Genomic DNA, 12,898 nt, shown 5'->3' on the forward strand with positions numbered 1-12,898 from the left:
ACTGTTTAACCGTTCTCTTTTCTAAAAGTTTTCATGAAATTGACCAGTGCTTCTACGCTTTCCATTGGACATGCATTATACATGCTGGCACGGATTCCACCCACACTGCGATGTCCTTTTAATGCATATAGGTCCTGTTCTTCGGCTTCTGATAAGAACTTGGATTCGAGTTCTTTGGAAGGAAGTCGAAAAGTGGCATTCATCAGTGAACGAGAATCTTTTTCTACGGCACCGCGATAAAAATCATCCCGATCAATTTCGTCATAAAGCAGTTCGGCTTTCTCTTTATTGAAGGATTTAAAGTATTCCAGGCCACCCTTGTCTTGAATCCACTCCAATACCAGATTCACCATATACACATTGAAAACCGGAGGAGTATTGAAAATTTTTTCCGCATGTGTTTGATATTGTAAAATAGTTGGTACACCGTTGGTATTTGCTTTCTGCAGAAAATCTTTACGAATAATAACAACAGTTACTCCTGCAGGACCAATGTTTTTCTGAGCACCTGCATAAATTATTCCATATCGGGATACATCAATAGGTTTGGATAGGAAATCTGAAGAGGCATCACAAACTAATGGAATTCCATTGGTTTCGGGTTCTTTCGGAAATTGAGTGCCTGCAACTGTGTTATTTGAAGTAAAATGGACATAAGCGGGATTATCACTAAAGTTCAGCTCATCATCCGTTGGCACTCGATCGTAACCGGTTTCGCTGCTGCTGTAAGGACGATGAACATCACCAAAAATTTTAGCTTCCTTGATGGCTTTATTCGACCATCGACCGGTGTCAATGTAATCGGCTGTCTGATGCTCATCCAAAAAGTTAAAAGGAACCATCATAAACTGTGAGCTAGCCCCGCCTTGCAGGAACATAATTTTAAAATCATCCCCAAGATTTAGCAGGTCACGAATACGCGCTTTTGCCTGACGGTCAATCTCGGTGTATTGGGCGGTTCGGTGGCTGATTTCCATCACCGATCGTCCCATATTTTGAAAGTTAGTAAGTTCTTGTTGGGCTTTTTCTAATACTTCAAGCGGAAGTGTTGCTGGTCCTGCACTAAAGTTGTGAACGTGTTTCATAAGTGAATAACATAGAATGTTAACAATTAAAAAGTGTGGACAAGTAGTCCCGATCGCAGTTTTGGTTCAAACCAAGTTGACTTGGGTGGCATGAGTCGGCCTTCATCAGATACTTCTACTAATTCTTCTATGCTTGTAGCGTACATACTGATAGCCAGTTCGGCTGTTCCATTATCTACAAGTTTTTCTAATTCTTCTGTACCTCGTATTCCTCCGACAAATGAAATGTTTTCGTTACGACGAGGATCATCGATATCAAGCAATGGAGAAAGGACAAACTCTTGCAGTCGATGTACATCGAGTTTTTGTACGCTGTTGGGATTGTTAGCCAAAGGTAGTTCCATGCTGTACCAGTCTCCATCAATATAAATACGAATGGTTCCTTTTTCGGATGGTTGGGGATTAGCATCTGGAGTGAGGCTGAATTTATGCTTCAGTGTGTTTAAAAAATTATTGGGGATAGTATGAACAACTCGATTGTACGGTAGAATATTCATATTAGACATCGGAAAAATCACTGCCGGGAAGAAGTTGTATTCTTCGTTGCCGGTATGAACCGAATTGTTCTTACGTTTCTGTTTAGCTGCCCGAGAGGCACTTTTACACCGGTGGTGGCCATCGGCTATATACAAATGAGAGATTGATTTAAATGCATTAACAAATGCTTCGGTTTTGTCGGCTCGCCACAATTTATGGATGACACCGTCAGAAGCTTCGAATTCAAAAAGAGGTTCTCCCTCAGTCGTTTTTTTGATGAGGTTTTCGGTTGCCTGATCATCTTTATACGTCAACATGACCGGTTCGGCGTGAGCCTGCTGGGTGAGAATGTGTCGCGTACGGTCATCCTCTTTGTCGGGTCGTGTCAGTTCGTGCTTTAGTATTACTTTATTGTCATAATCTTCTACCGAAACGCAGGCAAAAATACCGGTTTGAGGGCGCCCGTTTCTTATTAATCGATATACATATAGCTGTGGTTGCTTTTCTTGTTGAAGGATGCCGTTTCCCAGAAATTTATTTAGGTTTTCGGCTCCCATGTCATATACTTCATCATCATGCGGATCGGTTCCCTCCGGCAAATCAATTTCTGGTCGAACAACATGAAGAAAACTTTTGGGATTGCCTTTGGCAATTGAACGTGCTTCTTTAACGCTTACAACATCGTAGGGAACACACGCAATTTGTTCCACGTTTTTGGGATCCGGATGCCAGGCTTTAAATGGTTTTAGAATGGCCATGAAACGGAATTGCTATTTATTATTTGTTTTGTATTGAGCCCTCTAAAGTACTTGGATGTTGACAATATTTAAAGAGTTTTTTAAAGATATATATAGGTTAAAGAAGTTAATTCTTTATCATAAAGAACTTATTTTAAGATCAATTTTGAACAAAAATTATTAGATATGGATAAGACAAATTATAACGGAGATAATTTATCCGAAGACGAACAGCAGCAGTTACTTTTTATGATGTTAGTTCAACAACATCAGCAGATTGCCATGATGGGAATGGGAAAGTTAGAAAATCCTCAAACAGGAAGTACAGAAAGGGATCTGAAGTCAGCTAAATTTGCTATTGATACCCTGCTTATGCTCGAAGAATTTACAGAGGGGAATTTGCCCGATCAGTTGAAAAGTTATTTGACAGAGACACTTAATAATCTGCGTATGAATTACGCTGATGAGAAAGAAAAAGATAATGAGGAATCCGGGGATCAAGAGGAATAATGACTATTGTTGAACCTGTTACAGCGGCAGGAGGGGTTGTTTTTAAACCTAAGGACAACAGTAATCCAGCCGTACTGTTAATATTCCGCCGTGGGGTGTGGGATCTGCCTAAAGGAAAACTAGAAGAAGGGGAGACCGTCAAAGAATGTTCGGTTCGTGAAGTTGCGGAAGAAGTGGGAGTGTCAGTTTTGCCTGAGATTGTTTTTCAACTTCCTGAAACCTATCACGAATATGAACAGGGTGGTAAACATTATGGTAAAACAACGTATTGGTTCGGGATGCGATTTCCTGATGATGCGGAACTTACTTTTACTCCACAAACCGAAGAGGATATACAAAAGGTGAGTTGGATATCACTGAAAAAAGCTCAGTCACTGGTTGGCTATCAAAACTTGTCGGAAGTACTTAAAGCATTTAAACAAAAATACCGGCAGTATATTTCCTGAAGGGTAAACCAATTGCCGTTAGTAAAGTAGTTATTTAATAAAAAAGGCCTGCTGAAAAGCAGGCCTTTTTTGCTAATTTATTGTTAAAGAGAAGTTCTTAATTTTGCAGTTTGAACGTAATAGGCAAGCTGTACTGTACTCGAACAGGGTTTCCACGCTGACGACCAGGCTCAAATTCTGCTTGTTTTACAACTCGCAGTGCTTCTTTATCACAACCACCGCCAATTCCTCGAATTACTCTGGGATTTTCAACTTCTCCCTTTTCATTTACAATAAACTGAATAATAACTCGTCCTTCAATACCCGCTTTTCGGGCCATATCAGGGTAGTTAATCTTTTGTTGCAAAGCACCTAAACCTCCTTTCAATTCAGGCATGTTTTCTACTGCAACAAAGAAGTCTTCCTCTTCTTCCTGTTGCGGTTCTTCCGGCTCTGGAAGAGGTTCATCCATATTTATCTCGGCATCAATGTTAATTTCTTGATCCTCGATAATTTCATCATTTGGTACTTCAACAGGTACCTGAGGACGTGGAGGGGGTGGTGGTTTCTCTTCCTGTTTTGTTTGTGTTACTTCCTCCATTTCCACGACTTCCTGCTCTTGGGTAAGGTCTACATTCTGTTTTTCTGCTACAAATTGTACTTTCATAGCGGTAATGAAAATTAACAGAACGACAACCATTCCCAGCTGCAGAAAGATTGTGTAGTATTTTCTAAGATCAGCCTGTGGCTTTTTTCTGTCAGAACCCATAATGCTATAATCTCCGCGTTAAATTGATATAAATTTATTAGGAATTGTAAGTAAACAAATTATTCTACTTAATCTCCACTTAAATAACAGGAAAAGAGGGGAAATTATTCCATTATTTTTCCAAATTGTGAAATAATATAGAAAAACACCGGTTAGAAGGGTTTCTAAAGGATATTACGATTTAGTTTCATTCGGTAATATTGTTTTTAAAACCCAAATAGCTATGAGACATCCCAGCACATCAAACAAAAAATCAATAGGATCTCCTTGCCGATTTACCGGGAGGGTATGTTGCAAGATTTCGATTAGTAATCCAAAAGTGGTACCGCTGGCAAATATAATCCAGAGTTTTACCCTTTTTGATTTATGTATTTGATAGTATAATCCCACGGATAGTGACCAACTACCAAAAAGCACGGCGTGGCCTAATTTGTCGTAGCTCCAAAGTTTATTTTGTCCCATAACATCGGCGGGCAGCAATGTTAGCAGCAGCATTCCGAGAGTCAGAGTAATTACCCCAATTGGCAATAAATAACTGTGATCCGATAAAAAGGAATAAATAGAAGAAGATATATTCATATAAAATCGCTTGGTTCAGGTAAATCCTGATGGTGTTTTAAATAATTTTCAAGTTTTTGTTTTCCATTTAATAAGCCTTGAGCACAGCTCGTAGCAGGTTCTTCACCTAATGCCAATCGAGCACTAACTTTGCCGGCCAATACATCACCGCTTCCGGCTCTGGAAAAATATCTGGTGTTGTAGTTTGTTAGATAACATTTGCCCGCCGGTGTTCCGATGATTGCGGGCATGCCCTTTGCAAGTAAGGTAACGCCAGTAGTTTGGGCATATTTTCGAACAGTCTTTAGCCGGGATTCTTTTTGTAGCCCGGTACTTTTTATCAAGCGATTTAATTCCCCCGGATGGGGTGTTAAAATCCATTCTGACTGCTCAGGTTTGGGAAGTTCATCCAGCTGTGCCAAACACCAGAGCCCGTCAGCATCAATAACGGTAGGACTCGTAATTTGAGTTAGCACTTCTTGTACAAAAGTAACAGTGGATTGTTCGCGTCCCAATCCCGGACCAAGTAGCAGGCTACCCTCTTTTTCAGATATTATTTCAACAACTTGGTTTGTATGATCATCTTTGAAAAAGAAGTCATTTCGACTTCCTACCGGTTTTTTTATGATGGATGGCAGTGTTTGCTCATAAATAGGCAGTATTCCTTTGGGGCAAATCAGAATTACAGCTCCCAACCCTTCAGCCCAGGCACTTTGGGCAGCCATAATCGCAGCTCCCGTTAAACCCTCAGATCCGGCTACGATATAAAGTACGCCGGAATTATACTTGTGCTGGCCGGGAGTAGGAGATTCTATCTGAATCCAACTTTCATCAAGCAGGTAGGTATTACAATCTTCTTTAAACTGGTTCGGGAATGGAAGTTCACAGTAATGAATAGTGCCCGCATGCTTTGGACCATCTTCGAGATAGAGTCCTAATTTTTGACCGCCAAAAGTAAACGTAGTGTCAGCGTTGATGACAGTTCCCATAATTTTTCCGGAGTCTGCATGGAGACCAGTCGGAATGTCCATCGCAAAAACAGGCTTAGGTTGTTGGTTTGCCCATTCTACGGCCTTGACATAATCGCCTCGAACATCGCTGGTTAACCCGGTGCCGAGCATGCCGTCAATAATAAAATCGAATTGTTCTGGCGAATTGAATTCTTCCCAACTTTCAAAAAATGTTAGCTTTTCATTGGAATTGAATTTCCTGAGAAGCTCCAAGTTTTTCTGGGTATCAGGGGAGAGATCATCTGATCCGCTTAAAAATACGATGGTTGCGTCTACATTGTGTTGGAGCAGGTATCGTGCTACTACAAGAGCATCACCGGCGTTATTTCCTTTACCACAGAGAAAAACACCGTGCGTTAATTCTTTTTGCTGAAGCAGTATTTTCGCAGCCGAAGAGCCGGCAATTTCCATCAGCGTAAAACCGTCGATTCCCATCTCTTCAATGGTACGCCGATCAATTTTTTGGCTCAGTTCAGCATCGAAAAGATAATGAGAATAGGGCGCGTCAAGTATCTCCTTTACCATATATTTATAAATATGATTAGCTCAATGATTGTAAGTAGAATTCCGGCAATAGCTCCGCCAAATAATTCGGTTAGTGAGTGGACACTAAGATGATACCGTGCCCACATCATTACGGGTAAAAGTAGTAAAAGGTGGATTAAGGATAAAATTAATGTGATGAGAGAATATTCTGTTATCCCCCAAAGAAACATCAGGTAGTAAATAGTACCTGCTACCGACACCGATGCTGAATGCACACTCACTTTCCATCTCAGGTTTAGAAGGAATGAGATCGTCAAATTGGCCAGGAAAACAAATGAGAGTATAAATACAAAAAAATGAAGCGTTGAGGTGAGCTGGTAGATAATAAGGGAAGCGATGGCAGCGCTGATAATCGAAAAAGCATACAGCAAGGTCCGCGTTTTTCGCAGGGGCAAATCCAGGGAATGGATAATTCCACGTCGAAACATAAAAAGGGTAAGCAGAAATGGTAATACGCTGTAGCAAATCACAGCGATACCGGTAACTTTTAGTGTCGTAAATAGTGATTGGCCTAAAAGAAGGCAGGTGCCCAAAAATACGGCGGGCGGCATCAATAGAGGATTGCCGAGATCAGAAATCAGACGTGCTGAACCTTCCTCGGCAAATCGATCAAAAATATTAAGCGTATTATCTACGGGCGATTGCACTATAGCCACTGTTTAATAGGCACGAGCAAAAAGAACTTTTTGCTTGGATGGTTTCCCCGTGACCATACATTCACCCTCTTCGCCATCTTCAAGTGGAATACAGCGGATCGTTGCCTTTGTTTCGTCCTTGATTTTTTCTTCGGTTTCGGCCGTTCCATCCCAGTGTGCATAAACAAAACCACCTTCATTCTCGATGACCTTCTTGAATTCATCATAGGAGTCGACGGTGTGCGTGTTTTCCTGAATGCGGTTTTGGGCCGACTCGTAAAGATCTTCCTGAATGGTGTCCAACAGCTCATCAACTTTTTGGGCAATGCCCTCCCGACTGACGATATTTTTGTCCAACGTATCGCGACGGGCTAATTCTACATTGTTGTTTTCTAAGTCACGTGGACCGATAGTCAAACGCAAGGGGATGCCGGCTGCCTCATGCTCATTAAACTTCCAGCCCGGACTCATATTTTCGCGGTCATCCAGCTTGATACGGATATTCAGAGCGTCAAGTTCGTCAATGATTTCCTGGCAATATTCAAGTACTTGTTCCTTTTCTTCATCACTTTTCCAGATAGGAACGATAACGACTTGGTTTGGGGCCAACTTAGGAGGTAATACAAGTCCCTGATCGTCGGAGTGGGTCATAATCAATCCGCCAATCAATCGTGTAGAAACGCCCCAGCTGGTGGCCCATACATATTCGTGCTCACCGTCTGAGCTTTGGAATTTTACATCGAATGCTTTGGCAAAATTTTGTCCCAGAAAGTGAGAAGTACCGGCCTGCAAGGGCTTTGTTATCCTGCAGCAGCGTTTCAATACAATAGGTGTCTACGGCTCCGGCAAATCGTTCTGATTCCGTTTTTACGCCTGTCTTTACCGGCATGGCCATATATTCCTCGGCAAAGGTGCGATAGACTTCCAGCATCTGCCGGGTCTCCTCAACGGCCTCTTCTTTAGTGGCGTGTGCGGTATGTCCTTCTTGCCACAGGAATTCCATAGTACGAAGGAACAGGCGCGTGCGCATCTCCCAGCGAACAACATTGGCCCACTGGTTAATAAGGATGGGGAGATCACGATACGATTGAATCCAGTTGCGATAAGAATCCCAGATGATCGTTTCAGAAGTGGGTCGGACAATCAATTCTTCCCCGAGTTTAGAATCGGGATCCACCTCTACACCGTCATCGGTACTTTGCAGGCGACTGTGTGTAACCACTGCGCATTCTTTAGCAAAACCCTCGACGTGCTGGGCTTCTTTTGATAAAAATGATTTTGGGATGAACAGCGGGAAATAGGCATTCTCATGGCCGGTATCTTTAAACATCTGATCCAGCGTATCCTGCATGTTTTCCCAAAGGGCATAGCCGTTGGGACGTATGACCATGCAGCCGCGCACAGGAGAGTGGTCGGCCAGCTTGCCTTCACGAATTACATCTTGATACCATTGTGAAAAATCTTCGGTTCTTTCGGTAATTTTCTTTGCCATGAGAAATAACGGAATTCAGTGCTTAGGATGTATTTTAAATTTGTAAGCTGGAAAATAAGGCGATTTCGAAGAGCCTCAAAAAAAGATGTCGGTTTTCCATTAGATGGATTGAAAAAAGTTAGAGGCAGGACTTAATATTTAATCAGAATTGCTTTATATTTGGCAACTCTTGATTTGATCGGCATGCCGTGGTAGCTCAGTTGGTGAGAGCGTCGGATTCATAACCCGGAGGTCGACGGTTCGAATCCGTCCCACGGTACAGTAACAACAAAACCCGAAGTTTCAAAGCTTCGGGCTTTGTTATTTTAGGAGCGTAAAATCGGTTACTTAGAATCCGATTTTTTCTCTTTTTCATTTCGTTTTTCTGCGTATAAGTCTACCTGAATCTGTAGCGGCGTGTCATCTTTCCAGGCGCCGACATGGATGTGGGGACCGGTGGAGATGCCGTTGTTGCCCACTTTGGCGACCACGTCTCCGGCGTCAACCTGTTCTCCTTCCTCAACCTTTATTTCACGAACGTGAACGAGGATCACCTTAGTACTGTCATTATTTTCAATGAAAATCCTACCGGGCTCGGCATCCCGATTCATTTTGCCCGGGGTGTTGGTGATTTTGGGATGATTAACTAACGTAACGGTACCGCTGACAGGGGCCAATACGTTCTTTCGCCAGCCGATGTAGTCTTTGTTTTCTTTTCCGTCGTTCTTGAAAGCTTGCAAAATTCCATTTTCGGTAGCTGTAATAGCAATGAAGTCACGTGCAAGCTGATCACCCAATCCCAGATGATCTTTGTAGGTATGTTCCCGGGAGAATATCAGTTCACCGTCATCGGTTTCTATGACGGGATGGATGAGCACTGTTTTTGTAAGCGTGTCATTTTGAACATCAGACAAAGCATATTGAGCTGTTGCTGGGCTGGAAACAAAGATTAAGATCGACAAGGAAATACAAATTGATGCTAAAGAGAGACGGTTATTAGATGTTGTATGCATAGTCAATTCCAATGATTTGTTATTGGATTTTATGAATAAACAGGTAATTGACTACGAGGTGATGGGTGGGATGTTTCGGTGAGAAGAAATGGAATACAGAGGTATAAAAAAAATTAGCAGTTATCCTGTCACAGATAACTGCTAAATATCATCTACAGACGGCTATTACCCCATTTGCATCTATAATGTAATTCACATGGGTTCCACGGTCAATAGCTATAAGTTGGTATTTTTGCTACGAAAAAGTACGTACGTAGAAATTAATCAACTGAAACCAAGTTGTGTTGGATAGCATAACGCACCAACTCTGCGATATTATTAAGTTCCAGTTTTTCCATCAGGTTGGCCCGGTGCGTATCGACGGTACGGGGACTGATATACAGTTCTTGGGCTATCTGTTTACTAGTCAGACCATCCACAATGAGCTGTAAAATTTCTTGTTCGCGATCGGTTATATGTTGATGGTCGTAGCTTACAGATTGACTACTTTTATTTAAAAACGATTCTTTCATTAAATTAGAAATCGGATCGCTAAACACCTGTTGTCCTTTTACAATAGCTCGAATGCCATGCAGCAAATCGGCTTTTTCGGTATTTTTTAAAAGATATCCATCAACGTTGGCCTCAAGTGCATCACGTAAAATATCTTTGTTAATGTGCATGGAGAGAATGAGAATTTTTGTATCTCCCTCTAATTCCCGGATCTCTTTTGCCGTTTCAATTCCATTTTTATCGGGCATATCAATATCGAGGATGCAGATATCGGGGTGGGTTTCTTGGAATAGTTGAATGCATTCCTCTCCTGTTGAGGCTTCACCTACAATTTCAATACCCTCCGATGAGGATAAATAGGTACTGATACCGAATCGTATGATCTCGTGATCATCTGCTATGAGTATAGAGATTTCAGTCATGGGTAAGCCTCGTGTATACCAACCCGGCTAATGATATTTTTTATTTGGGGTACTCTTTAATGGTATAAAGTAAACAAAGCATTTGAAATTCAGAAATGACTGCTGAATTAGAAATAACAATAAGCGATTGGTTGTCATATTACTTATTTTCAAAACTTCTTAAACCGATTTGAAATTATTAGAAAGTAGAAATATTTATGACCTGGAAACGAACGCATCATTGCTCAGAGTTAACATTGGAAAATACCGGCGAAGAAGTTGTACTCAATGGGTGGGTAGCAACACGACGCGATTTAGGCGGTGTAATATTCATTGATCTGCGTGACCGTCGGGGCATCACGCAAATTGTTTTTTATGAAACGAATGAACAGCTTCATGAAAAAGCCGAAGAGCTGCGAACGGAATATGTTGTTGGGATTAAAGGAGTAGTTGAAAAACGCGGCGAAGAAAATATTAATCCGGAATTGACAACCGGCGGTATTGAAATCCGCGTTACTGATCTTGAAATTTATTCCGAGGCTGAAACAACACCTTTCGAAATTAAGGACGGTATAAAAACCAGTGAAGAACTCCGACTTAAGCACCGTTATCTGGATCTTCGACGTCCGGAGATCCAGGAAAATATGATCATGCGTTCTGATTTCTATCAGTCAACACGTTCGTTTTTCTATGACAATGATTTTTTGGAAATCGAAACACCTGTGCTGATGAAAAGTACCCCCGAAGGTGCTCGTGACTATCTGGTACCCAGTCGTGTAAATCCCGGTAGATTTTTTGCTCTTCCCCAAAGTCCGCAGACCTATAAGCAGTTGCTGATGGTTTCCGGTTTTGATCGCTATTTCCAAATTGTTAAGTGTTTCAGAGATGAAGACCTGCGTGCCGACCGGCAGCCGGAGTTTACACAGATTGATGTAGAGATGTCTTTTGTGGATGAAGAAGATGTCATGGAGACCACCGAGGGTCTCATGAAAAAAATAATGAGTGAAACGGTTGGAGAAGAGATCGAGACTTCATTTGATAGAATGACCTATGACCAGGCAATAAAAAGATATGGCACCGATAAGCCGGATACGCGATTCGGTCTTGAGTTTGCCGACTTTTCTGATCTTGTTGCTAATTCTGAATTTAAGATATTCTCCAATACTGTTGACAAAGGTGGAGCGGTACTGGGTATCACCGTTCCCGACCAGGGAGATATGGGACGCGGCGCCATAGACCGTTTAACTGAGCGGGTAAAAGAAGAAACCGGTGCGGCAGGGCTTATCTATATCAAGCTGAATGAAGATGATGGTGTAAAATGCAGTGTGGGTAAGTTTCTAAAGGACGAAACGGTTGATGCGATGGTTGAAAGGGCTGATGCAGAGATGGGTGATCTTGTGCTCATTCTTGCAGGACCTTCTCCCGAAGTGCATAAACAGATGGGACAGCTCCGCCTTATGATGGGTAAAGAGCACAACCTGATTAATGAAGATGAATATAAGTTTTTGTGGGTTACTGATTTTCCATTGGTAGAATACAGTAAAGAAGATCACCGATATCATGCCCTGCACCATCCCTTTACAGCACCAAAGCCCGAGGATTTGGATAAGCTCGATGATCAGCCTGAAAAAGTTCGATCCCGGGCGTATGACTTGGTGCTTAACGGTTACGAGATTGGCGGTGGTTCTATTCGTATTCACGATCGGGAACTGCAAACCCGCATGTTTGAGTTGTTAGGAATTGAGAAAGATGAGGCTCAGAAACGCTTTGGATTTCTACTGGATGCGTTTAAATACGGGGCACCGCCTCACGGAGGTATAGCACTTGGTGTAGATCGTATTGTAATGATACTTTGCGGTGGAACCAGTCTGCGCGATGTGATTGCGTTTCCTAAAAACCAGAAAGCGCAGAGTCTGATGGATAATAGTCCCGATTTTGTGGACGAGGAGCAGTTGGATGATCTGCATATTGAACTAAAAAAGTATGCCAGGGAAGCGGCACAAGAACAGGAATCAGAAAATTAAATTTTGGTTGATTTGAAAACATTAGGAATTGACGGATGCCGGGCGGGATGGATTGCCATTAGCTTAGATGATGAAGGAGCCGGTTATTGGCTACTGGAATCAGATCAGCAGTTAAAAGAGTATTTTGAGGAGTTTGATCGCATTTTTATAGATGTACCGATTGGTTTGGCTGAAGAGGAGTATGTAAGAGAGTGTGATGATGAGCTTCGCGATATCTTGGGACCCGATTACCAGGCCAGTGTTTTTAACCCGCCTATACGTCCGGCTTTGTATTCTCCGACCTATGGCGAAGCATCAATGACGAGTTACGAAATTACGGGTAAAAAGATTTCTACCCAGGCCTGGAATATCACTCCGAATATCAAAACGGTAGATCATTTTTTACAAAATAATGAAGAACTGCAGGATAAAGTTTTTGAGAGTCATCCCGAGCTTCTATTTCGCATTTTAAATGGTAATAACTCCATCCTGCAAAAGAAGGCAACAAAAAAGGGATTGCGCCACCGGTTAAAATTGCTGAAAGATCGAAGCGAATATGCGGATGATTTTTTCCGGGATATTAAAGAGGAGTACCGACGCAACCAGGTGGATGAAGATGATATCGTAGATGCAATGGTTTTGGGTTGGTTTGCTCTTCAATCAACCGAGAAAGATATGAAGACCTTGCCTGAAAACCCTCCTACAGATTCTGCCGGATTGCCTATGGCTATTCACTATGTGTAGAATTTCCTGGATCAGAAAAGAG

At 42.0% G+C, this 12,898-nt stretch carries 12 protein-coding genes, 1 tRNA gene and 1 pseudogene; 5 read left to right on the top strand and 9 right to left on the bottom strand.

Going from position 1 to position 12,898, the window contains the following annotated elements:
- Positions 1-5 precede the first annotated feature (5 nt).
- Positions 6-1,085 carry a 3-phosphoserine/phosphohydroxythreonine transaminase gene (serC, locus tag U5J89_RS03620; RefSeq protein WP_322574242.1) on the bottom strand — a complete coding sequence of 360 codons (1,080 nt, stop codon included), beginning with the start codon at positions 1,083-1,085 and terminating at the stop codon, positions 6-8.
- 26 nt (positions 1,086-1,111) lie between these two features.
- Positions 1,112-2,320, bottom strand: coding sequence for a DUF1015 domain-containing protein (locus U5J89_RS03625; RefSeq protein WP_322574243.1), 1,209 nt, complete (start codon positions 2,318-2,320; stop codon positions 1,112-1,114).
- 165 nt (positions 2,321-2,485) lie between these two features.
- Here U5J89_RS03625 and U5J89_RS03630 point away from each other — a divergent pair, with 165 nt between their 5' ends.
- Positions 2,486-2,809: a DUF1844 domain-containing protein gene (locus U5J89_RS03630; protein WP_322574244.1), complete on the top strand. Its 324-nt coding sequence runs from the start codon at positions 2,486-2,488 to the stop codon at positions 2,807-2,809.
- Positions 2,809-3,255 (top strand): NUDIX hydrolase, encoded by a 447-nt coding sequence (locus tag U5J89_RS03635; protein WP_322574245.1) that lies wholly within the window; start codon positions 2,809-2,811, stop codon positions 3,253-3,255. The genes U5J89_RS03630 and U5J89_RS03635 overlap by 1 nt, the downstream gene beginning before the upstream one ends.
- Before the next feature lie 97 nt (positions 3,256-3,352).
- Here the strand turns inward: U5J89_RS03635 and U5J89_RS03640 are convergent, their stop codons facing one another.
- The 5 genes and pseudogenes from U5J89_RS03640 to proS all read right to left on the bottom strand — a co-directional run bounded on the left by U5J89_RS03640 (position 3,353) and on the right by proS (position 8,244).
- Positions 3,353-4,003: an energy transducer TonB gene (locus U5J89_RS03640; protein ID WP_322574246.1), complete on the bottom strand. Its 651-nt coding sequence runs from the start codon at positions 4,001-4,003 to the stop codon at positions 3,353-3,355.
- Positions 4,004-4,177: 174 nt separating this feature from the next.
- Complete coding sequence (locus U5J89_RS03645; RefSeq protein ID WP_322574247.1) at positions 4,178-4,582, bottom strand: VanZ family protein; 405 nt, start codon at positions 4,580-4,582, stop codon at positions 4,178-4,180.
- Positions 4,579-6,096 carry an NAD(P)H-hydrate dehydratase gene (locus U5J89_RS03650; RefSeq protein ID WP_322574248.1) on the bottom strand — a complete coding sequence of 506 codons (1,518 nt, stop codon included), beginning with the start codon at positions 6,094-6,096 and terminating at the stop codon, positions 4,579-4,581. The genes U5J89_RS03645 and U5J89_RS03650 overlap by 4 nt, the downstream gene beginning before the upstream one ends.
- Positions 6,090-6,764 carry a hypothetical protein gene (locus U5J89_RS03655; protein WP_322574249.1) on the bottom strand — a complete coding sequence of 225 codons (675 nt, stop codon included), beginning with the start codon at positions 6,762-6,764 and terminating at the stop codon, positions 6,090-6,092. Before U5J89_RS03655 ends, U5J89_RS03650 begins: the two co-directional genes overlap by 7 nt.
- 12 nt (positions 6,765-6,776) lie before the next feature.
- A pseudogene (gene proS, locus U5J89_RS15885) lies at positions 6,777-8,244 on the bottom strand (proline--tRNA ligase).
- Positions 8,245-8,429: 185 nt separating this feature from the next.
- Between proS and U5J89_RS03670 the strand changes: the two are divergent.
- A tRNA-Met gene (locus U5J89_RS03670) sits at positions 8,430-8,503 on the top strand.
- A 64-nt stretch (positions 8,504-8,567) separates the two neighbouring features.
- On the opposite strand, the gene U5J89_RS03675 is transcribed toward U5J89_RS03670, so the two are convergent.
- Positions 8,568-9,137, bottom strand: a complete 570-nt coding sequence (locus U5J89_RS03675; protein ID WP_322574252.1) for a M23 family metallopeptidase — start codon at positions 9,135-9,137, stop codon at positions 8,568-8,570.
- A 359-nt stretch (positions 9,138-9,496) separates the two neighbouring features.
- Positions 9,497-10,150 carry a response regulator transcription factor gene (locus tag U5J89_RS03680; RefSeq protein WP_322574253.1) on the bottom strand — a complete coding sequence of 218 codons (654 nt, stop codon included), beginning with the start codon at positions 10,148-10,150 and terminating at the stop codon, positions 9,497-9,499.
- A gap of 197 nt (positions 10,151-10,347) precedes the next feature.
- On the opposite strand from U5J89_RS03680, the gene aspS reads away from it, so the two are divergent.
- Both aspS and U5J89_RS03690 read left to right on the top strand, forming a co-directional pair.
- A complete protein-coding gene (gene aspS, locus U5J89_RS03685; protein ID WP_322574254.1) occupies positions 10,348-12,153 on the top strand; it encodes an aspartate--tRNA ligase in 1,806 nt (601 codons plus the stop codon).
- Positions 12,154-12,165: 12 nt separating this feature from the next.
- Positions 12,166-12,876, top strand: a complete 711-nt coding sequence (locus U5J89_RS03690; RefSeq protein WP_322574255.1) for a DUF429 domain-containing protein — start codon at positions 12,166-12,168, stop codon at positions 12,874-12,876.
- The last annotated feature ends 22 nt before the right edge of the window (positions 12,877-12,898 follow it).

Origin of the sequence: Fodinibius sp., from assembly GCF_034521915.1 — a bacterium.
Lineage (GTDB): Bacteria > Bacteroidota > Rhodothermia > Balneolales > Balneolaceae > Fodinibius.

Bases quoted from the DNA above. Each gene is read 5' to 3' on its own strand.
- serC (WP_322574242.1), bottom strand. From the start codon at position 1,085: ATGAAACACGTTCACAACTTTAGTGCAGGACCAGCAACACTTCCGCTT.
- U5J89_RS03625 (WP_322574243.1), bottom strand. From the start codon at position 2,320: ATGGCCATTCTAAAACCATTTAAAGCCTGGCATCCGGATCCCAAAAAC.
- U5J89_RS03630 (WP_322574244.1), top strand. From the start codon at position 2,486: ATGGATAAGACAAATTATAACGGAGATAATTTATCCGAAGACGAACAG.
- U5J89_RS03635 (WP_322574245.1), top strand. From the start codon at position 2,809: ATGACTATTGTTGAACCTGTTACAGCGGCAGGAGGGGTTGTTTTTAAA.
- U5J89_RS03640 (WP_322574246.1), bottom strand. From the start codon at position 4,003: ATGGGTTCTGACAGAAAAAAGCCACAGGCTGATCTTAGAAAATACTAC.
- U5J89_RS03645 (WP_322574247.1), bottom strand. From the start codon at position 4,582: ATGAATATATCTTCTTCTATTTATTCCTTTTTATCGGATCACAGTTAT.
- U5J89_RS03650 (WP_322574248.1), bottom strand. From the start codon at position 6,096: ATGGTAAAGGAGATACTTGACGCGCCCTATTCTCATTATCTTTTCGAT.
- U5J89_RS03680 (WP_322574253.1), bottom strand. From the start codon at position 10,150: ATGACTGAAATCTCTATACTCATAGCAGATGATCACGAGATCATACGA.
- aspS (WP_322574254.1), top strand. From the start codon at position 10,348: ATGACCTGGAAACGAACGCATCATTGCTCAGAGTTAACATTGGAAAAT.